This window comes from Cyanobium sp. NS01 (genome assembly GCF_014280235.1).
GTDB lineage: Bacteria > Cyanobacteriota > Cyanobacteriia > PCC-6307 > Cyanobiaceae > NIES-981.
Window position 1 is genome coordinate 1,229,029 of sequence record NZ_CP047940.1, and the last position, 19,319, is coordinate 1,248,347.

Annotated in this window: 23 protein-coding genes and 1 tRNA gene; 13 read left to right on the forward strand and 11 right to left on the reverse strand. The window is 68.3% G+C overall.

Going from position 1 to position 19,319, the window contains the following annotated elements; genetic code table 11:
* Nucleotides 1-35 precede the first annotated feature (35 nt).
* Both metG and lptC read left to right on the forward strand, forming a co-directional pair.
* Nucleotides 36-1,643, forward strand: a complete 1,608-nt coding sequence (gene metG / locus CyaNS01_RS06350) for a methionine--tRNA ligase (protein ID WP_186699716.1) — start codon at nt 36-38, stop codon at nt 1,641-1,643.
* Nucleotides 1,640-2,812 carry an LPS export ABC transporter periplasmic protein LptC gene (gene lptC / locus CyaNS01_RS06355; protein WP_186699718.1) on the forward strand — a complete coding sequence of 391 codons (1,173 nt, stop codon included), beginning with the start codon at nt 1,640-1,642 and terminating at the stop codon, nt 2,810-2,812. The genes metG and lptC overlap by 4 nt, the downstream gene beginning before the upstream one ends.
* On the opposite strand, the gene CyaNS01_RS06360 is transcribed toward lptC, so the two are convergent.
* Nucleotides 2,718-3,413, reverse strand: coding sequence for a cofactor assembly of complex C subunit B (locus tag CyaNS01_RS06360; RefSeq protein ID WP_225875861.1), 696 nt, complete (start codon nt 3,411-3,413; stop codon nt 2,718-2,720). The two genes, lptC and CyaNS01_RS06360, sit on opposite strands and share 95 nt — an antisense overlap.
* A 91-nt stretch (nt 3,414-3,504) precedes the next feature.
* On the opposite strand from CyaNS01_RS06360, the gene psb32 reads away from it, so the two are divergent.
* From psb32 to CyaNS01_RS06390, 6 genes are all read left to right on the forward strand, one after another.
* Nucleotides 3,505-4,200, forward strand: a complete 696-nt coding sequence (psb32, locus tag CyaNS01_RS06365; RefSeq protein WP_186699720.1) for a photosystem II repair protein Psb32 — start codon at nt 3,505-3,507, stop codon at nt 4,198-4,200.
* A gap of 6 nt (nt 4,201-4,206) precedes the next feature.
* Nucleotides 4,207-5,352 (forward strand): proton extrusion protein PcxA, encoded by a 1,146-nt coding sequence (pxcA, locus tag CyaNS01_RS06370; RefSeq protein WP_186699722.1) that lies wholly within the window; start codon nt 4,207-4,209, stop codon nt 5,350-5,352.
* Nucleotides 5,339-5,920, forward strand: a complete 582-nt coding sequence (cobU, locus tag CyaNS01_RS06375) for a bifunctional adenosylcobinamide kinase/adenosylcobinamide-phosphate guanylyltransferase (RefSeq protein ID WP_186699724.1) — start codon at nt 5,339-5,341, stop codon at nt 5,918-5,920. The genes pxcA and cobU overlap by 14 nt, the downstream gene beginning before the upstream one ends.
* A 4-nt stretch (nt 5,921-5,924) precedes the next feature.
* The gene (locus CyaNS01_RS06380) at nt 5,925-6,407 is read left to right on the forward strand and encodes a tRNA (cytidine(34)-2'-O)-methyltransferase (protein WP_186699726.1); all 483 of its coding nucleotides are present in this window, start codon (nt 5,925-5,927) and stop codon (nt 6,405-6,407) included.
* 242 nt (nt 6,408-6,649) lie between these two features.
* Complete coding sequence (locus CyaNS01_RS06385; protein ID WP_225875862.1) at nt 6,650-7,624, forward strand: M23 family metallopeptidase; 975 nt, start codon at nt 6,650-6,652, stop codon at nt 7,622-7,624.
* A gap of 29 nt (nt 7,625-7,653) precedes the next feature.
* Nucleotides 7,654-7,727 (forward strand) — tRNA-Met (locus CyaNS01_RS06390).
* An 86-nt stretch (nt 7,728-7,813) separates the two neighbouring features.
* On the opposite strand, the gene CyaNS01_RS06395 is transcribed toward CyaNS01_RS06390, so the two are convergent.
* Nucleotides 7,814-8,125: a hypothetical protein gene (locus tag CyaNS01_RS06395; RefSeq protein ID WP_186699730.1), complete on the reverse strand. Its 312-nt coding sequence runs from the start codon at nt 8,123-8,125 to the stop codon at nt 7,814-7,816.
* Nucleotides 8,126-8,268: 143 nt separating this feature from the next.
* Between CyaNS01_RS06395 and CyaNS01_RS06400 the strand changes: the two genes are divergently transcribed.
* Complete coding sequence (locus CyaNS01_RS06400) at nt 8,269-8,859, forward strand: peroxiredoxin (RefSeq protein WP_186699732.1); 591 nt, start codon at nt 8,269-8,271, stop codon at nt 8,857-8,859.
* Here the strand turns inward: CyaNS01_RS06400 and purQ are convergent.
* A complete protein-coding gene (gene purQ, locus CyaNS01_RS06405; RefSeq protein ID WP_186699734.1) occupies nt 8,852-9,505 on the reverse strand; it encodes a phosphoribosylformylglycinamidine synthase subunit PurQ in 654 nt (217 codons plus the stop codon). The genes CyaNS01_RS06400 and purQ overlap by 8 nt on opposite strands.
* Complete coding sequence (purS, locus tag CyaNS01_RS06410; RefSeq protein ID WP_186699736.1) at nt 9,502-9,786, reverse strand: phosphoribosylformylglycinamidine synthase subunit PurS; 285 nt, start codon at nt 9,784-9,786, stop codon at nt 9,502-9,504. The genes purQ and purS overlap by 4 nt, the downstream gene beginning before the upstream one ends.
* Before the next feature lie 224 nt (nt 9,787-10,010).
* Here purS and CyaNS01_RS06415 point away from each other — a divergent pair, with 224 nt between their 5' ends.
* On the forward strand, nt 10,011-10,289 hold the full coding sequence (locus CyaNS01_RS06415) for a hypothetical protein (protein WP_186699738.1): 279 nt from the start codon (nt 10,011-10,013) through the stop codon (nt 10,287-10,289).
* A 14-nt stretch (nt 10,290-10,303) separates the two neighbouring features.
* On the opposite strand, the gene cobW is transcribed toward CyaNS01_RS06415, so the two are convergent.
* Nucleotides 10,304-11,374: a cobalamin biosynthesis protein CobW gene (gene cobW / locus CyaNS01_RS06420; protein WP_186699739.1), complete on the reverse strand. Its 1,071-nt coding sequence runs from the start codon at nt 11,372-11,374 to the stop codon at nt 10,304-10,306.
* Nucleotides 11,371-11,895 carry a pentapeptide repeat-containing protein gene (locus CyaNS01_RS06425; RefSeq protein ID WP_186699741.1) on the reverse strand — a complete coding sequence of 175 codons (525 nt, stop codon included), beginning with the start codon at nt 11,893-11,895 and terminating at the stop codon, nt 11,371-11,373. Before CyaNS01_RS06425 ends, cobW begins: the two co-directional genes overlap by 4 nt.
* 39 nt (nt 11,896-11,934) lie before the next feature.
* Here CyaNS01_RS06425 and upp point away from each other — a divergent pair, with 39 nt between their 5' ends.
* Genes upp through ilvD form a run of 3 tightly spaced genes read left to right on the forward strand, consistent with a single transcriptional unit; the run spans nt 11,935 to nt 14,678 of the window.
* Nucleotides 11,935-12,591 (forward strand): uracil phosphoribosyltransferase, encoded by a 657-nt coding sequence (gene upp / locus CyaNS01_RS06430; RefSeq protein ID WP_186699743.1) that lies wholly within the window; start codon nt 11,935-11,937, stop codon nt 12,589-12,591.
* Between the two features lie 24 nt (nt 12,592-12,615).
* Nucleotides 12,616-12,978, forward strand: coding sequence for a hypothetical protein (locus CyaNS01_RS06435; protein WP_225875863.1), 363 nt, complete (start codon nt 12,616-12,618; stop codon nt 12,976-12,978).
* Between the two features lie 29 nt (nt 12,979-13,007).
* On the forward strand, nt 13,008-14,678 hold the full coding sequence (ilvD, locus tag CyaNS01_RS06440) for a dihydroxy-acid dehydratase (RefSeq protein WP_186699745.1): 1,671 nt from the start codon (nt 13,008-13,010) through the stop codon (nt 14,676-14,678).
* Here ilvD and CyaNS01_RS06445 read toward each other — a convergent pair.
* From CyaNS01_RS06445 to CyaNS01_RS06465, 5 genes are all read right to left on the reverse strand, one after another.
* Entirely contained in the window at nt 14,662-15,180 is a 519-nt protein-coding gene (locus tag CyaNS01_RS06445) for a hypothetical protein (protein WP_370561686.1), read from the reverse strand. The two genes, ilvD and CyaNS01_RS06445, sit on opposite strands and share 17 nt — an antisense overlap.
* The gene (locus tag CyaNS01_RS06450; RefSeq protein WP_255460150.1) at nt 15,104-15,586 is read right to left on the reverse strand and encodes a CIA30 family protein; all 483 of its coding nucleotides are present in this window, start codon (nt 15,584-15,586) and stop codon (nt 15,104-15,106) included. Before CyaNS01_RS06450 ends, CyaNS01_RS06445 begins: the two co-directional genes overlap by 77 nt.
* A gap of 56 nt (nt 15,587-15,642) precedes the next feature.
* Nucleotides 15,643-16,383, reverse strand: a complete 741-nt coding sequence (gene pgl, locus CyaNS01_RS06455; protein ID WP_186699750.1) for a 6-phosphogluconolactonase — start codon at nt 16,381-16,383, stop codon at nt 15,643-15,645.
* A 10-nt stretch (nt 16,384-16,393) separates the two neighbouring features.
* A complete protein-coding gene (gene gndA, locus CyaNS01_RS06460) occupies nt 16,394-17,812 on the reverse strand; it encodes an NADP-dependent phosphogluconate dehydrogenase (RefSeq protein ID WP_186699752.1) in 1,419 nt (472 codons plus the stop codon).
* 116 nt (nt 17,813-17,928) lie between these two features.
* A complete protein-coding gene (locus CyaNS01_RS06465) occupies nt 17,929-19,224 on the reverse strand; it encodes a glucose-1-phosphate adenylyltransferase (RefSeq protein WP_186699754.1) in 1,296 nt (431 codons plus the stop codon).
* Nucleotides 19,225-19,319 lie beyond the last annotated feature (95 nt).

The following is a 19,319-nucleotide window of genomic DNA, read 5'->3' on the forward strand; positions in this document are numbered from 1 at the left end:
GGATCCGGCACCGGCACAGGGCCATTTCCCGCCGCATGTCTTACACCCTCACGACCCCGCTCTATTACGTCAACGACCGCGCCCACCTGGGCAGCACGTACACCACCATCGCCTGCGACGCCATGGCCCGCTACCAGCGCCTGAGGGGTGAGCGGGTCACCTTCATCACCGGCTGCGACGAGCACGGCCAGAAGATCCAACGCACCGCCGAGGCCGCCGGCGTTTCCCCCCAGGACCACTGCGACCAGGTGAGTGCCGGTTACCGGGATCTCTGGCAGCGCTGGCAGATCAGCCACGACCGCTTCATCCGCACCACCGACCCCCGCCACCGCCAGCTGGTGGAGCAGTTCTTCGCCCGGGTGGAGGCCAGTGGCGATGTGGTGGAGGGCCGGCAGCAGGGCTGGTATTGCGTGGCCTGCGAGGAGTTCAAGGACGATCCCCACGAGGCCCAGGATCCGGAGTGCTCCATCCACCGCAAGCCCCTGGAATGGCGCGATGAGCTGAACCTGTTCTTTCGGCTCTCCCGCTACCAGGAGGCCATTGAGAGCCTGATCCGCCAGCCCGGTTTCATTGAACCGGCCAGCCGCCGCCGTGAGGTGGAGAACTTCGTGGCCCAGGGCCTACGCGATTTTTCCATCTCCCGCCTCGATCTTCCTTGGGGGATCCCGGTGCCGGGCCATCCGGGCCATACCTTCTATGTGTGGTTTGACGCCCTGCTGGGCTATCTGTCGGCCCTGCTGGAGGACCCAGCCCCGGGGGCGGCGCCACCGGACCTCGATCAGCTGCTGCAGCAGGGCTGGCCCGCCCAGCTGCATGTGATCGGCAAGGACATCCTGCGCTTCCATGCCGTCTACTGGCCGGCCATGCTGCTCTCCGCCGGCCTGCCATTGCCGGAGCGGGTCTTCGGCCATGGCTTTCTGACGCGGGAGGGGCAGAAAATGGGCAAGTCGCTGGGCAACGTGCTCGATCCCGACGTGCTGCTGCAGCGCTGCGGCCGCGATGCGGTGCGCTGGTATCTGCTGCGCGACATCCCATTCGGGGACGATGGCGACTTCCAGCAGCAACGCTTCAGCGATCTGGTCAACAACGACCTGGCCAACACGATCGGCAACCTGCTCAACCGCACCAGTTCGATGGCCCGCAAGTGGTTCGCGGCTGCCGTGCCACCAGCCGGCACCGCCCTCAGCGACCAGCACCCCCTGGCTCTGGCGGCTGCCCATGCCGCCGGCGAGGTGCGCGAGGGTCTCGATGCCCTCAAATTTCGCCGCGCCGCCGAGGCCGTGCTGCAGCTGGCCGGCACCGCCAACGGCTATCTGAACGATCAGGCCCCCTGGAAGCAGATGAAGCAACCGGGCCAGGAGGCGGCGGTGGCCGCTGATCTCTATGCCGTGCTGGAAGCGGCCCGCTGGGTGGCGGTGCTGCTGGCGCCGCTGGTGCCGGAGCTCTCCGGCCGGATGCTGGCCCAGCTGGCTCAGGAGCCCCTGGGCAGCGACGCTGACTCCGGCCCAGGGCCAGGTTCCTCGCTGGCCACGGCGGCCTCCCCCTGGCTGGAGGCCCAGCGCTGGGGCGTTCTGGAGCCAGGCCAGGCCCTGCCTGAACCGGAGCCCGTGATGCTGCGGCTCGAGCTCGACGGCCCCCTGTGAGGCGTTTCGGCGCTGCCCTGCTCAGCCTGGCTCTGCTGCTTCAGGCGGCTGGTTGCCGCAGCCGCCCGCGTGAACCGGAGGCGGCCCAGCCGTTTGTGTTCCGCAGCCTCAACCTGCGCCAGCAGGACGCCCAGGGGCGGCCCCTCTGGGAACTCACCAGCCCGGAAACCCGCTACGACCTCAGCCGCCGGGTGGCTCAGTCACGCGATCTCAAGGGGGTGCTCTACAGCAACGGCAAGCCGGCCTACCGCTTCACGGCCGCCAACGGCGTGGTGCTCAATGACGGCGAGGTGGTGCAGCTGGAGGGAGCGACCCGGCTGCAGCGGCTCGAGGATGGGGCCGAGCCCCTGGTGATCACCGCCCAGCGGGTGCGCTGGTATCCGGCCCGCGAGCTGATGGAACTGGACCGCAACCCCGTGGCCACCCAGGCCGACCTGCGGCTCACCAGCCAGCGGGCGCGCTTTCTGATCGATGCCGATCGCCTGGAGCTGCGGGGTGCTCCCACCCTGGTGCGCAGCGGGCCCGATCCCCTCCGCCTGGCCATGGAAGGCGTTGATTGGCTGCCCCGCACCGGCTCCCTGCAGGGCCGCGGGCCGGTGCGGGGCGAGCGCCAGCTGCCAGACCGCGCTCCCCAGCGGCTGACCGCACCGTCGCTCACCGCCGATACCCGCCGCCAGACCATCGATCTGCAGGGCCCCGTTCGGGTGGACGACCCCGACCGCAACGGCACACTCACGGCCCGGGACGTCCGCATCGACCTCCCCCGCCGCCTGCTCAGCACCGACTCGCCCTTCGAGGCCCAGATGGGGGAAGCCCGTCTGGTGGGGGATCAACTCAGCATCGATTTCGGCACCTCCCTGGCCGTGGTGGGCTCCGGCTGCCAGCTCAGCCAACCCGGTGACCGCCTCACCGCCCAGCGCTGCCAGTGGAACTGGGACAGTGGGGCCCTGGAGGCTAGCGGTGGCGTGGTGTTGCGCCGGGAGGCCAACAAGCAGCTGACCCGGGCCGATCGCCTCACGGGCAAGGTGGCGGAGAATGGCTTTGTCCGCTTCGGGGGCGGTGGCTCCGGTCGCGTCAGGACCCAGCTGCAGGTTCCCCGCGCTCCGTCCCTGGGGCCGGATCCGGCGGCACCCCGGGGGGAGCGCAAACGCCCGCCAATCGCTCTGTGAGCCGCTGACTCCAGCCCTCGATCCAGGTGAGGTCGGCGCGACTGAAACAGCGCGGCGCCCAGCCCCCCACCACCAGCACACCCGCCTCCCCCAGCGGCTGCACCACCACGGCAGGCAACTCTGGCAACAGGGCCGCAAATTCCTCCCGGCCGGGGTAGAGCGCCAGGTTCACCAGGGAGATGACCCGGCCCCTGGCCATGGCCTGGCGGCAGATGGCCCCTGGCGTGAAGGGGGTGTCGGCCAACAGGCCACGCCGCAGCAGGCAGTTCTGGTTCCACTGCACCAGCACCACGGCGGCGGGGGTGGCCGTGAGCAGCATCCGGCTGCCCCAGCCCAGCTCCTCGGCCACGGCAGCGGAGAGCCCCTCGGCCAGCTCCAACCCCTCCCGGCCCGTCAGCGGCGCGCGGGCCGCCGCTTCCGGCACGGCCCTGGTCCAGAGCACGGCCACCAGCATCAGCCCCACCGCCAGCAGGCTGGCCAGCACGCCGGCCCGTTCCAGGGGGGGGCTGAGGCTTCCGGCCGTGAGCTGGTTCGACACCGTGAGCGCCAGGCCAAGCAGCCCGCAGCTGAGGCACAGCTTCGCTGGCGCGGGCAGGCTCATGGCAGCGGCGGCGCGATGGGAACCAGGCGACCTTCAGCCAGGCCTGGCCAGAGCAGGCAAACTAAAGGCACGCGCGCCCAGGCCCTTGATGATGCCCCTGTCCCAGCCACGCCCCATCGGCCCCAGCCTGCGGCGCTGCTGGGCGGCGCTGGTGAGCCTGCTGCTCCTGTTCGGGGCCGCCACCCCTGCCCTGGCTGTGTCGGCGGCGAGTTTTCCTGCCGGTGCGCCCCAGGAGCGGGTGCTTGATCAGGCCCAGGTGCTGAGCCGCGCCGCCAATGGCGAGCTGAGCCGGGAGCTGGATGCTCTGCAGGCCGCCCAGGTGGAGGCCCATCTGGTCACCGTGGAGCGGCTGGACTACGGCATCAGCCTGCGCCAGCTCGGTCAGCAGTTGCTGGAGCGCTGGGCGGTGCAGGGCAGTGACAAGGGCCAGCTGTTGTTTCTGATCGACACCAAGACCAACACCGCCGCCGTGGTGGCGTCTGCGGCCCTCGACAGCCGGCTCAACGCCGAGCTGCTCAAGAGCACGGCCCGCACCACCATGGCCCAGCCGATCCGCGAAGGGGCCCGCTTCCGCCAGGCCAGCCTCGATGGCATCGCCCGCCTGCAGACCGTGCTGGACACCGGAGAGGATCCCGGCGAGCCGTTGCAGGTGGAGGCCTCCACACTGCCGACCAATGTGCCCACCCGGGAGGAGACCGCTGACAGCAAGGCCTTCACCTGGGTGATCGTGCTGCTGGTGGTGGGCACGGTGGTGCCGATGGCCACCTGGTGGGTCTTCTCCCGCTGAGCATCCATGGCCATCACCAACTGGCTCGGCTCCTTCCGCCGCGCCCAGGCGCTCGACCTCAGCCACGACCTGGAGCGGGGCTATGAGGCTGCCCTGCTGATTCAGACCATCGAGCTGGAGCACTACAACGACCGCCCGGTGCGGCCTGAGATCGTGCTGCCCCTGCCCGCCGGCGCCCAGGCGCAGCTGCTGCGCCGTTTCCAGGCGGCCCTGGAGGTCTGCCGGCAGAGCCTGGCGAGCCTGGGGCAGCATCGCAGTGAGCTGGTCGGCCAGGAGCTGCGCCAGCTGCAGTTGATCGAATCGGTGCTGGCACGCTACGACGGCAGGCGCAATCCCCTGCCCGCCATCAGCCGCACACCCGAGGTGTTGCCCCGCAGCCTGCTGGGCGTGGTGAACCAGGTGCGCCGCCAGCTCGATCCGGAGGCTGAGGCCAACATGGTGGCCGGCTTCCGCCGGCGCCGCGATTCCACCCTGGTGTCGCTGCGGATTCTGCTGTTGCTGGTGCTGGTGCCTGTGCTCGTGCAGCAGATCAGCCGCACCTATGTTGTGTCGCCCCTGGTGGATCGCTTCGCCACCGACTATGCCTTTCTGAGCTACCCCAAACCCCAGCTGGAAGAGCGGGCCGTCGAGCAACTGCGGGTGTACCGGGCCGAAATCGAATTCGATTCGCTGCTCAGGGGCCAGGAGCTGCCCAGTGCCACCGAGCTGCACACCAAGCTGGCCCAGCGCGCCCAGGAGCTGAAACAGGAGGCGGATCAGGAGAGCACCCACGCCATCAAGAACGTGCTCGCCGACCTGGGCGGGCTGGTGGGCTTCGTGCTGGTGTGCGTGGTGTGGCGCCGCGACCTGCAGGTGCTGCGCAGTTTTCTGGATGAACTGGTGTATGGCCTGAGCGACAGCGCCAAGGCCTTTGCGATCATTCTGTTCACAGACATCTTTGTGGGCTTTCACAGCCCCGAGGGCTGGACCGTGCTGCTGGATGGGGTGGCCAACCACTTCGGTCTTCCCGCCCAGGCGAATTTCATCCTGCTGTTCATTGCCACCTTCCCGGTGATCCTGGCCACGGTGTTCAAGTACTGGATCTTCCGCTACCTCAACCGCGTGTCGCCCTCTTCTGTGGCCACCCTGCGCAACATGAATGGTGGCGGCTGATTCTCCGGCCTCCAGCGGCGGGGCCCTGGCCCCCCGCCGTCAGCTGGTCACCGGCCCGGCCCGCAGTGGCAAGAGCCGCTGGGCCGAGCACCTGGCACGGCAGCATCCCGGACCGGTGCTGTATGTCGCCACCGCCGGGCGCCATCTCGAGGATCCCCACTGGCAGGCCCGGCTTGAGATCCACCGCCAACGCCGCCCGCCTCATTGGGCTCTGGCGGAGCTGCAGGAGGGGCTGGCGGAGGGCCTGAGCCACTTGCAGCCGACTGAACTGGCGCTGGTGGATGCGCTCGGCTCCTGGGTGGCCTGGGGGTTGGAGCAGCCGCCGCTCAGCTGGCAGGCCAGTGTGGAGGCCCTGGCCAGCGCCGTGGAAGCCTGCCCGGGACGGCTGATCCTGGTGAGTGAGCAGACGGGCTGGGGCGTGGTCCCCCCCACGGCGATCGGCGGCCTGTTCCGCGACCGGCTCGGCGCCCTGGAGCAGGAACTGGCCCGCCGCTGCCAGCGCTCCTGGCTGGTGGTGGCCGGCCGGGCCCTTGACCTGCAGGCCATCAGTGAGCCTGTGCCGCGCTGATCCCATGCCACGAATCGTGCTCTATCAGCCCCAGATTCCGCCCAACACCGGCAATGTGGCCCGCACCTGCGCCGCCACGGCCCAGGAGCTGCATCTGGTGGAGCCCCTCGGCTTCGAGATCAGCGACCGCAGCCTGCGGCGGGCCGGGCTCGACTACTGGCCCTACGTGCCCCTCAGCCGCCACGCCGACTGGGCCGCCTTCGAGCGTCAGCGCCAGCAGTGCGGAGGAAGGCTGCTGGCCCTCAGCGCCCTCGCCACCACCCCCTACACCGCCATCCGCTTCCGGCCCGACGACTGGCTGCTGTTCGGCCGCGAGAGCGATGGGCTGCCCCCCCCCGTGCTGGCCCAGGCCGACGAGGCCATCACCATTCCGATGGCTCGCTCACGCCAGCATCCCGAGGGCGGGGTGCGCAGCCTCAACCTGTCGGTGTCGGTGGGGATTGTGCTGTTCGAGGCCCTGCGTCAGCAGGAGCCGATCAGCGGCTGAGATCCCAGGCTGAGGCAGGCGTGCCCCCGCCTGGTGCGGTCCCTGGGCAGCGGGCGGGAGCAACCGTCCCGATGGATTCCGTGTCGAGACGCACTTGATCCTGGGGGGCTCGTCCGCTACGGTCTGCGCGGCTCAGGGATCTCGGCTTCTCTACTGAGCTTTGTCGTTTTGGGGAACAACCTTTGAAGCCTTTGTCACCAATCAAAACGTCCATCCTTCTCTCTGCAGCCCTGGCGGCCACCGTGCCTGCCGTCACCCAGGCCTTCACTCCCGCAGAGTCGGATGACGCCTCGATCGACACCCTGCTGGCGGCCCGGCCACGCCCCAGCGCCCAGAAGCTCTGGGTGAAGGTGCGCCAGCCGGTGAGCATCGATGAGCTCTCCCGCGACCTCAGCATCGGCAGCGAGCGGCTGGCCAATCTGAACGACGTGGACACCGACCATCGCTTTGATCGCGGTGAGTGGCTGGTGGTACCGGCGCAGCAGACCCGCGCCGTGAAGCTGCTGGCCTCGGTCGACACCTCTGAGCTGCGCCGCACGCCTCCCCTTCAGTCCCCTCCCCCGCTGCAGTCCAAGGGTGTGGTGCGCCTCGGCGATACCGTGATGGCCATCGCCCAGCGCTACGGCCTCACCATGGCTGAGCTGCTGAAGCTGAACCCCGGCATGCAGACCGCCCGTCTGGTGGCCGGCAATGAAGTGAAGCTGGTCCAGGCCGAACCGGTCCGGCAGCGGGCAGTCCTGGGCCTGAAGCCCTCCACCAGCGGCGGCCTCAGCTGGCCCCAGATTCCTGGCCTCGGCACGGAAAACAACAGCTTCGACAGCAGACAGCCTGTTCCCGATGGCTGGATCTGGCCCACCAAGGGCGTGTTCACCTCCGGCTATGGCTGGCGCTGGGGACGCATGCACAAGGGCATTGATGTGGCCAACAACGTGGGCACGCCGATCGTGGCGGCCCGCAGGGGCCGAGTGGCCTTCTCCGGTTGGCATGACGGCGGTTACGGCTATCTGGTGACCCTCGCCCACGCAGACGGCAGCCGCTCCCTCTACGCCCACAACAGCCGCCTGATGGTGACGGCCGGCCAGGACGTGGCCCAGGGCACCCTGATTGCGCTGATGGGGAGCACAGGCCGCAGCACGGGTCCCCACCTCCACTTCGAGATCCATCCCCCCTCCCGGGGTGCAGCCAACCCGCTCCAGTTCCTGCCACCCCGCGCCTGATACAGTCAGCCGGCTGGAGAGGCCAGTAGGGCTCGGTAGCTCAGCTGGTTAGAGCGTGGGATTCATAACCCCAAGGTCGGGAGTTCAAGTCTCCCCCGAGCCATGCCGCCTTGGCCTCTCCTGGCATGACCAGCGTTTCTTGGGTCTTTGAACAAGACCTGTGTCGTGTTGCGCTGAGCCCCAGCTGATTCAGTCGAGAGCGGTGGCGTTGGGCAACAGGCCCAGTTCAGGGTCGCGCTGGGCGGCCTCCAGGCTCTCGTCGCTCACTACCACCGGGAAGGCCGCTGCGGCCTGGGCCGCCGCCACGGCGCGGCGGCTGCGACCGGTGCCCCGGGCCTCCATCGCCCGGATCAGCCCCTTGCTGCGATTCACTTCACCGATGGTCTGGCCCTCTTTGGGGCGCACCAGGGGATGGGCCTTGAGCTCGCCGCGCAGCTGGCTCAGCAGGCGGAAGTGGCCTGTGGTGTTGTATTTGCGCAGCACGCCTGGATCCCAACCCATTCCATCAACTCCACGAGTTGCTGCCAGCCTATGGCCTGGCCTGCAGAAGCTTGTGATAAATTGTAGGATGTAACTGGAAGTCGGATCGAGTTCGCTCAGCTGAGCCCGATGGCGTCCTCCACCCCCTTCGCTCGCACTTGCGCATGACCCGCCTCGTCGGCCTGCAGGCCCCTGATTTCACCGCCACTGCCGTGGTGGATCAGGAGTTCAAGGAGATCTCCCTCTCCCAGTACCGCGGCAAGTACGTGGTGCTGTTCTTCTATCCCCTCGACTTCACCTTCGTGTGCCCCACGGAGATCACCGCCTTCTCCGACCGTTACGGCGACTTCGCCGCCAAGAACACCGAAGTCCTGGGCGTGTCCGTGGACAGCGAATTCAGCCACCTGGCCTGGATTCAGACCGACCGCAAGAATGGCGGCATCGGCGACATCAGCTACCCACTTGTGGCCGATCTCAAGAAGGAGATTGCCCGCGCCTACGAGGTGCTGGACGAAGACGCCGGCGTCGCCCTGCGCGGTCTGTTCATCATCGATCCCGAAGGCGTGATCATGCACAGCACGATCAATAACCTGCCCGTGGGCCGCAGCGTCGACGAAACCCTGCGGGTGCTGCAGGCCTTCCAGTACGTGCAGAGCCACCCCGATGAGGTCTGCCCCGCCAACTGGCAGCCCGGCGACAAGACCATGAACCCCGACCCCGTGAAGTCGAAAGACTTCTTCGCTGCCGTCAGCTGAGCAGGCTCTGCAGCAGCCGGCTGCCATCGATGCCCCCCAGGACTGGGTCACAGGCCCTCTCCGGGTGGGGCATCAGCCCCAACACATTGCCGGCTCTGTTGCAGAGGCCGGCTACATCGCCCACTGATCCATTGGGGTTGGCGGCGTAGCGCATCGCCACCTGGCCGTGTTCCTCCAGGGCTTTCAGATCATCAGCCTCCACCTGATAGCGGCCTTCTCCATGGGCGATCGGCAGGCTGATGCGCTCCTTCTCCCCGTAGCCCTGCAGCCAGCGGCACGGGCCGGGATTCACCTCCAGCAGAGCAGGCTCACACAGAAAGTGCAGGCGGCCATTGCGGGTGAGTGCCCCGGGCAGCAGGCCCATTTCGGTGAGCACCTGGAAGCCGTTGCAGATGCCAAGCACCGGCCCTCCGGCCTCGGCGAAGCTGCGCACCTCCTCGAGCACGGGAGCAAAGCGAGCAATCGCGCCGCAGCGCAGGTAGTCGCCATAGCTGAAGCCCCCCGGCAGCACCACGGCATCGAGCCCGCCCAGGTCGCGCTCTTCATGCCAGAGGAAACGGGTTTCGAGCCCCAGGCACCCCTCCAGGGCCCAGCGCACGTCCCGGTCGCAGTTCGAGCCGGGAAACACCACGATCCCCACGCTCACAGCGGCGCTCCTGTGGGTTGGACCTGGCCGTGCTCCTGAAGCTCCAGGCTCCAGTTCTCGATCACCGGGTTGGCCAGCAACCGCTGCGCCAACAGCTCCACCTGCTGCCTGGCTGCAGTGGCATCAGCAGCCTCCAGTTCCAGCTCGATCGCCTTGCCGATGCGCAGTCGGCGCAGGCTGGTCACCCCCAGGCGGGCCGCTGCCGCCCTGGTGGCCTCCCCAGCAGGGTCGAGAACCGAAGGTCGCAGGGAGACCTGCACGCGAGCGCTGAAGACGGGCACGACACAGCCGTTGTTTGTTAAATCTTGGCAGCCCAATGGCCCCCATCCCCGCCCCGTGGACAGGTTGAAGGGGTCGTTGTGCAGGGCACCGCATGCTGGCTTGCCTCGGTCACGGCTGCCTGGTGGCCTTGCTGCTGCTGCTGCCCGCGTTGGCCAGCCCTCCACCTGAAGGGCCCCCGGCCGGTGGGACGCAGGCCGAAGGGTCCCATGCGGAGCGTGAACCTGTGCGGCCACTCGAGCCGATTCCCCTGCGCTGTCGCCAGAGCTCAGGCCCGTGGCGCGCCTGCAGTCTGCTGGTGGAGAGGCTGGGAGAGCGCTGGAGTCTGCTGCTCGACGATCAGCGCCTGGAGTTCCGCCATGACGGCCGCGGGGCCGTGACCATGCAGCGACCCAGCCCTGGCAATCCTTCGCCTGTCTGGATTCCCGTCGAGGCCCGCTGGACAGACGACCCCGCCCTCTGCTGGAACGGGGTCTGCGCCCAGGGCGATTTCCCCCTGGATTAGGCGCTAGCCCCGGATCAGGGCTGCTGGATCAGGGCCTGCTCCAGCTGGTGCCGGTCGAGCCCGAAGCCCAGCAGCACCAGCTCCACCCCGGGGGCATGGGGCTGGGGGGCAGGCTCAAACCAGCTCTCCAGCCGCGGGCCCACCGCCTGCAGCACCAGGGGCCTGTCCTTTCCGCGCATCCAGAGCCGGCCCTTCACCCGCACAATCCCCTTCTCCTGGCAGAGGCGGCGGATGGCAGCCTCCAGGGATGAGCGCTCCAGCTCACCGTTCCACTCCAGCGCCACCGACTCCATCGCCACATGGGTGTGGTCGTGATGGTCGTGGTTGTCGCCGTCGTGGGGGTGGTCATCGGCACTGAGATGCTCAGCGGCAGAGCCGTCAGGCTGCTTTGCGGCCAGCCCCAGCACCAATGCCGGATCGATGCCACCGCGCTCCATGGGCAGCAGCGGCGTGCCGGGGCGCACCAGCGGCGTCACCCGCTCCTGGATGCGCTCGAGACCAGCGGCATCGAGTTGATCGCCATGGCTCACCAGCACCAGATCAGCGCACTCCAGCTGTTCGGCGAACAGCTCATCGATGGCGGTGAGGTGGTCGAGGCTTGGATCGGCCAGGCGCTGGGCCTCCAGGGCCGCAGGATCCGCCACCACCGACCCCTGGGCCAGGGCGGCCCCATCCACAACTGTGACCACGCCATTCACCCAGGTGCGGCTGCGGATCTCGGGCCAGCCCAGAGCCGCCAGCAGCGGTTCCGGCAGGGCCAGCCCGCTGGTTTCCACCAGGATGCCGTCCAGCTGGTCGGCCCGCTCCAGCAGCTGTTGCATGGTGGGCAGGAAATCGTCCTGCACCGTGCAGCAGAGGCAGCCGTTGGTGAGTTCCACCAGGCGCGAGCCGATCTCCTCCTCAGGGCAGAAGCCGCAGCTGCGCAGCAGGGCCCCATCGAGCCCCACCTCGCCGAACTCGTTGACAAGCACCGCCAGACGCTGGCCTCCATGCAGCAGCAGCTCCCTCAGCAGGGTGGTCTTGCCGGCGCCCAGGAAGCCGGTCACCACGGTGACGGGAAGACGGACGGAAGGTTGGGTGGTCATGGGCGGCAGGCGAGGCTCTCGCGGGTGCTCACTCCCGTGAGCGGATTGGTGCCGCTGGCCCGGGCGCAGAGCGCCTTCTGTTCGGGCAGGTCGAGCACGGCGTCGGTGAAGTCGGCCCCGTCGATCCGGCTGCCGCGGAAGCGGCTCTGCATCAGCATGCCGTTGCGCAGCACGGCCCCCTCCAGGTTGCTGTCGTCAAAACGGCTGGCGAAGGCCACCACGTCTTCGAGGTTGGCTGCCTGCAGATTGGCCTGCCGCAGGGAGCTGCCGTTGAACACGGCGCCGCGCAGGTCGGCCTCGCTGAAGTCGAAGCCATCCAGCGTGGCCTTGAGAAATTCCTGCTGACGCAGGTTGCGGCCGTGCATGTCCGGCTGCAGATCCTGGACGGCCCGCTGGCCGCGCAGCTCGGGGGCGGTGATCGCCAGAGCCGCCGGCGAAGCGCCGACCAGAACCCCCAGCAACAGAACGCCCAGCAGCAGCAGGCGCGGCAGGGGTTGGAGCGGCGAGCGGATGCCGGCCATGGACGCACAACTACGGTGAGGCATCAAGTTATGGCAACCATGGGGATGACCCTGCGGGTGGTGGTTCCCCCCCACCCCCTGATCGGCCACTGGCTCAGTGTGTTGCGCAGCAGGCACACCCCAGCAGCCGTCTACGCCACCGCCACAGCTGAGCTGGGCCGCTGGCTCACCTACGAGGCCGTGCGCGACTGGTTGCCCCAGCGCAACACCGCCATCGAGGGCTGTCTGGGCGCCACCGAAGGGCGGGTGGTGGATGGGGAGGTGCCGATCCTGGCCCTGCCCGTGCTCACGGCCGGGCTGGGGCTCTGGGATGGGGCCCGGGCGGTGCTGCCGGCGGCCCGTGTGCGCCACGTGGATCGCCTCGGCACCCTGCTGCCAGCAGAGATCGAGAGCCGTTGCGGCGTGCTGGTGTTCGCACCGGAGGTGGCGTCCGGCCACAGCCTGCTGGAGCTGCTGCACCAACTGCGGCAGCGGGGGGTTGAGGGCGACCGGCTGCGGGTGATCACGGCCCTGGTGGCCTCGCCGGGCCTGAAGGCCATCGGTGAGCAGTTCCCCAGCCTCACCCTCTACGCCGGCTGCATCGATCCTGATCTGACCGGCGATGGGGCGATTGAGCCGGGTATCGGCGCTGTAGCTGAAAGGCTGTTCGGCATCCCCGGAAACGGAGCTGTCGTCCCGGCCGCTGCCTCTGCCTAGGGTTGGAACACTTGTGCACTGTTGATGGCTGATCGCCAGGCTGGTCAGAGACACCCAGGCGGTGCGGCGGCCGGCGCCGCTGCCGGCGACTCCTCGGCCCTTCTGATCAGTGCCCTGGCCGGAGCCGTGCTCGGCGCGGCCGGCCTGGGCTGGTGGCTGCTGTCGAAAGCGGATCAGCGCCGCGGCAGCATGCGCCAGCAGCGGGTGCTGCGGCTCTCGCGGCTGCAGGAGAGCGGTGGGGCGGTGGAGGGCCTGCCGGCACCGGCCTCCCTGACGGCCAGCAATGACCGGGAGCTGCACCAGAAGGTGCACCAGCTCAACGAGGCCATCGAGGATGTGCGCCGTCAGCTGGAAACCCTCAGCATTGGCCGTCAGGGCTCGGGGTAAGTTGCTTGCAGGCACTTTCCGCTGAGGCCATGCTCCGATCCGCTGCCATCACCCAGGGCGTTCAGCGTTCCCCGAACCGGGCCATGCTGCGGGCCGTGGGCTTCGGCGACGGCGACTTCGGCAAGCCGATCATCGGCATCGCCAACGGCTACAGCACGATCACGCCCTGCAACCTCGGCCTCAACGACCTCACCCGCCGGGCCGAGCAGGCTGCCCAGCTGGCGGGGGCGATGCCCCAGACCTTCGGCACCATCACGGTGAGCGATGGCATCTCCATGGGCACCGAGGGGATGAAGTATTCCCTGGTGAGCCGCGAGGTGATCGCCGACTCCATCGAAACCGCCTGCAACGCCCAGAGCATGGACGGCCTGCTGGCGGTGGGCGGCTGCGACAAGAACATGCCCGGAGCCATGCTGGCCATGGCCCGCATGAACATCCCGGCGATCTTCGTGTACGGCGGCACGATCAAGCCCGGCAGACTCGGGCCCTGCGATCTCACCGTGGTGAGCGCCTTTGAGGCCGTGGGCCAGTTTTCCGGCGGCCGCATCGACGAGGCCGAGCTCACCGCCATCGAGAAGAACGCCTGCCCCGGTGCCGGCAGTTGCGGTGGCATGTTCACCGCCAACACGATGAGTTCGGCCTTCGAGGTGCTCGGCCTCAGCCTTCCCTACAGCTCCACCATGGCGGCCGAAGACCCGGAGAAGGCCGAGAGTGCCGCCCGCTCCGCCGAAGTGCTCGTGCGGGCGATCGCCGCCGACATCCGCCCCCGCGACCTGCTCACCCGGGAGGCCTTTGAAAATGCCATCAGCGTGATCATGGCCGTGGGCGGCTCCACCAATTCGGTGCTGCACCTGCTCGCCATCGCGCGCACGGCCGGCGTGCCCCTCAGCATCGACGACTTCGAAGTGATCCGCCAGCGGGTGCCGGTGATCTGCGATCTCAAGCCCAGTGGCCGCTATGTGACGGTGGAACTGCACCGGGCCGGGGGCATCCCCCAGGTGATGAAGCTGCTGCTGGAGGCCGGCCTGCTGCATGGCGACTGCCGCACCATCGAGGGCCGCACCCTGCGCGAGGTGCTGGCCGACGTGCCCTCCACCCCACCGGCAGACCAGGATGTGATCCGCCCCCTCAGCCGGCCCCTCTACGCCAAGGGCCATCTGGCGATCCTCAAGGGCAACCTGGCGGAAGAGGGAGCCGTGGCCAAGATCTCCGGCGTCAAGACCCCGGTGATCACCGGGCCGGCGCGGGTGTTCGAGAGTGAGGAGAGTGCTCTGGAGGCGATCCTGGCCGGCGCTGTCCATGCCGGGGATGTGGTGGTGGTGCGCTACGAGGGGCCGGTGGGCGGCCCCGGCATGCGCGAGATGCTCTCCCCCACCGCCGCGATCGTGGGCCAGGGGCTGGGGGAATCGGTGGCCCTGATCACTGATGGTCGCTTTTCCGGGGGTTCCTATGGGCTGGTGGTGGGCCACGTGGCGCCGGAAGCGGCCGTTGGCGGCACCATCGGCCTGGTGGAGGAGGGCGACAGCATCACCGTGGATGCCGATCAGCTGCTGCTGCAGCTCAACGTGGCTGCTGAAGAGCTGGAGCGCCGAAGGGCGGCCTGGGTGCGCCCCGAACCCCGCTACCGCACGGGCGTGCTGGGCAAGTACGCCCGCCTGGTGAGCAGCAGCAGCCTCGGAGCTGTCACCGATCTGGCTTGAGCAGATCCGGAGCGGGCGGTTCCGGCCTCAGCAGGGCCCGCAGCCGCCGCGCCAGCGCTTCTAGCGGCAGCCCCGCCCCTGGCCGTTCGCAGCGACTGCCGTTGCTGCTCATCCACACCGGATGGCGCCCCTGCCAGAGCATGGGGAGCTCCGGGTCCGCAGCCCAGGCCAGGGTGAGGTGGAGGTCATCGCCACTGCGGTAGAGCTCCAGTTCCAGGTCTTCCTCAGGAAGGCGCTCTCCGGCAGGGCTGCGCACCTCCAGCTTCAGGCAGCAGTCCTGCAGCTCGGCCATCTGCTCCAGGCTGGGCGCGTCCGGCTTGGCTGGATCGGTGGCGGCCAGCACGGCGTGGCGCAGCGGCTTGCGGCAGAGGTCGGCCGCCGCCGCCACGCGTTGGGCCAGGTCGGCCTCGGGCAGGTCGCTGGGGTCAGGGATAGGTACGGATGGCCTGGAGGTTGAAGCTGATCGGGCCGGGCCGGAAACCCGCATTGGGGCTGCCGTCATCGCCGAAGCGGGAGTGCAGCAACTGCAGCCGGTTGATGCGGGAGGCATCGAAACGCAGCGGCAGGCCCACCGGCCGGGCCCGCACCGAGGGGCGCAGGCTGCTGAAGGGAACGCTCAGCTGCGTGCTGCCTTCGGCTTGGGTGGCGAACTCCACCACCCAGCGCAGACCGCCGGGGATCAGTTCCGTGAGTCCGGCCACTCCGTCAGCGCAGGCCAGCGCCAGCTTGAAGCGCCGCCCACCGCCCGCCAGCTCCAGTTCCAGGCCTTCAGCGCTGGAGAGATCCAGGGGCGGAGAGAACAGGGGCGAGCGACAGCTCACGAACCCGCCGCCCTCCTCCACCAGCTCGCCCTGAAACTGCAGACCGCCAGGACCGGCCTGACAGCGCCCCTGGCTGCGGCCCCCCATGATCGTGTCGTTCAGGGCCTGCCAGCCGCTGAAACCATCCCCCGTGACGATCTCGATCACGCCAGCGCCCCTGCCGCCCCGTGGTCGGCGAGCACGGTGATGGTGGTGGAGGGCTGCACCAGCCGCGCCGGGGTGCGCTCCGCAGGTTCCATCGGATCCAGCAGCCGCTGCAGGGCCTGGGCCTTGGCCGCACCGCTCACCAGGAAGATCACCCGCCGCGCTGCCGAGAGCACAGGCGCCGTGAGCGTGATCCGGGGCAGTCCCTTGCCCTCGCCCACCGTCACCAGCCGCTGGCGCTCCAGGGCGGCGCCGGTGCCCGGAAACAGAGAGGCGGTGTGGCCATCGTCGCCGAGGCCGAGCAGCACCAGATCCAGAATCGGCGGATCGCCGGGGCAGAGCAGGCGCAGCAGCTCGGCATAGGCCCTGGCCCCCTGCTCCGGACTGGCCAGGTCGGTGGCCACCGGGTGCAGGCGGGCGCCGCTGCCGGGGGGCTGGGCCAGCAGCGAACGCCGCAGCATCAGGGTGTTGCTGGACGGGTCATCGGCTGGAACCCAGCGCTCATCGCCCAGCAGCACATCCACCCGATCCCAGGCCAGCCGCTCCTGCCCCAGCCGGCTGTAGGCCGCCTCGGGGGTGGTGCCACCGGCCAGGGCGATCTGGCAGCGATCCCGCTGGGCCAGGCCCAGGTCGATGGCCGTGGCGATCAGCTCGGCGGCGCGGTGGGCCAGCTGCTCGCCACTGTCCCATCGCTCCACGCTGTAGGCCGTGCCCTCCGATCGGGTGCTGGCAGGTTGCATCGGTTGCGCCTCAGCTGATCCATTCGGTGTGGAACGATCCTGGCTGATCGACCCGCTCATAGGTGTGGGAGCCGAAGCAGTCGCGCATGGCCTGCACCAGGTTCTGGGGCAGGCGAGCGGTGCGGTAGCTGTCGATGTAGTCGAGCGTGCTCGAGAGGCAGGGCACAGGGATCCCAGCCAGGGCGGCCCCGGCCACGATCTGGCGCAGCCCCGGCAGCCGTTGGTTGATCTGCTCGGCAAACCAGGGATCCAGCATCAGGTTCGGCAGCTCGGGCGCTGCGGTGTAGGCATCCTGGATGCGCTGCAGCAGTCGGGCGCGAATGATGCAGCCGCCCTTCCAGATCTGGCCGATGGCCGCGAAGTCGAGGGCGTAGTCGTGCAGCTTGGAGGCCTCCTGCAGCAGGGCCATGCCCTGGCCGTAGCTCACGATGCAGGCGGCGATGCAGGCATCGCGCAGGGGGGGCAGGCCCGCAGCGGCATCGCCGAGATCGACGGCATGGGCCGGCGGGGCGGGCAGCACCGCCTCGGCTTCGAGGCGCTCCGGCCGCAGGGAGCTCATCACCCGGGCATTCAGGGCCGCATAGATGGTGGGCACCGGCACCCCCATCTCCAGGGCGCTCACCACCGTCCAGAGTCCGGTGCCCTTCTGGCCGGCCGCATCCACGATCATCTCCACCAGATCGCCGCCGCTGGCGGGGTCCTTGGTGCGCAGACACACCTCGGTGATCTCCACCAGGAAGGAGGCCAGTTCCTCGCTGCTGTTCCACAGACCCAGCACATCGGCCATGGCGTCGCCGCCCATGCCGCTGCAGCGCTTCATCAGGTCGTAGGCCTCGGCCAGGATCTGCTCAATGCCGTATTCAATGCCGTTGTGCACGGTCTTGACAAAGTGACCGGCACCGCCTGGACCGATGTAGGTGACGCAGGGGCCGTCCTCCACCTGAGCCGCCATCTTGCGCACCAGCGGCTCAATGGCGTCGTAGGCGCTGCGGGTGCCGCCGGGCATCATGCTGGGGCCCTCCAGGGCTCCCTTGGCGCCGCCGGACACCCCCATGCCGATGTAGCCGAAGCTCTTGCTTTCCAGCTCCGCCACCCGCCGTTCCGTGTCGGTGTAGAGGGAGTTGCCACCATCGATCAGCAGGTCGCCCTCCGCCAGCAGGGGGGCAATCGAGGCGATGGTGTCATCCACCGGCTGGCCGGCTTTCACCATCATCAGGATCCGCCTGGGCTGCTCCAGGGCCGCTACGAACTCCTCCAGGGTTTTGGCGCCAACGATGTCCTTGCCGGCGCCCCGGCCCTGCAGGAAGGCCTCCGTCTTGGCGTAGGTGCGGTTGTAGACAACGCTCGAAAACCCGTTGCGCTCGGCATTGAGAACCAGGTTCTCGCCCATCACGCCGAGACCGATCAGACCGAAATGTGCCGTACCCATGCAGTTGGAAAAAGGGCTGTGCCCTCAGTGTGGCCAGAGCACCGGCCTGCGGGGCTGAACCGTCACAACCCGGGCGCCTGTGTCAGCATCTCCTGGCCTGATTAGGCCCTGGAGCCTCAGATCACACTGCCATCAGCGATGGTGCCGTTCTTCACAACCACCACGATTCCGTTGCGGATGTAGAAGTTCAGTTCGGGGCGATCCGCCTCCTCCACGTGATCTTTGTTGATGATGGTCACGTCCTTGCCGATGCGCACGTTCTTGTCGAGAATGGCGCCCTTCACGGTGGTGCCACTGCCCACGCCCATCGGAATGCCGCCGCTCTGCCTCAGGGCTTTGCGCTCCTCGGAGGACTCGAAGTAATCCGAGCCCATCACCAGGGTATCCTGCAGAACCGCGTTGTTTTCAACCCTGCTCCTGACCCCCAGCACGCAATGATGCACGCTGCAGGCCTTCAGCAGGGAACCCTCGCCGATGATCGACTCGGTGACCTGGGCGTCCTGAAGCTTGCTGGGCGGCAGGTAGCGGGGGCGTGTGTAAATCGGAAACCTTTCGTCGTAGAACGAGAATGGAGGGTTGGGCTGCTGGGTGAGAGCTAGATTGGCTTCATAGAAGGCACCAATTGTACCGATGTCTTCCCAGTAGTCATTGAACAGGTAGCTGCGCAGCTGATCTCCACGGGCCAACGAGATGGGAATGATCTCCTTGCCGAAGTCCTTGGCGGTGGGATTGGTGTTCAGCAGATCAAAGAGGGTCTGGCGGCTGAACACATAGATGCCCATGGAAGCCAGGTGGGGCCGCAGCGCCGCCTCCTCGTGGGAGAGGCCCAGGCTCTCGGTGTCCACACGCATCGCCTCCAGGTCGGCACCCTTGGGTTTCTCCCGGAACTCCTGGATGTGGCCCTGGGAATCGGTGCGCATCAGGCCGAAGGCCTCGGCCTGGACAGGATCCACCGGCAGGGCGCCCACGGAGAGATCGGCACCGGTGTCGATGTGGTGCTGGACAAACAGGCTGTAGTCCATGCGGTAGAGCTGGTCGCCGGAGAGGATCAGGTAGTGATCCACGTCCCACTCCTGGAACAGCCACTGATACTTGCGCACCGCATCGGCCGTGCCCTCAAACCAGCTCGGGCTGTCGGGGGTCTGCTGGGCAGCCAGCACCTCCACGAAGCCCTGGCCGAAGCCGGCGGAGAGGTTGTAGCTCATCGACAGGTGTCGATTCAGGGAGGCACTGTTGAACTGGGTCAGCACATAGATCTTGTTGATCTCTGAGTTGATGCAGTTGCTGATGGGAATATCGATCAGGCGATACTTGCCGGCCAGAGGTACCGCCGGCTTGGCACGCATCTTGGTGAGTGGGTAGAGGCGTGTACCGGCTCCCCCTCCGAGAATGATGGCTAGAACGCGTTTCATGTTTCCTGATTCCTACTCTGATGGGGCGACCGTACAGGACTGGGGTTCCGGCGGGGCAGTGCCGGGCGCGGGCCCGGCTTCAACTGTGGTGACCA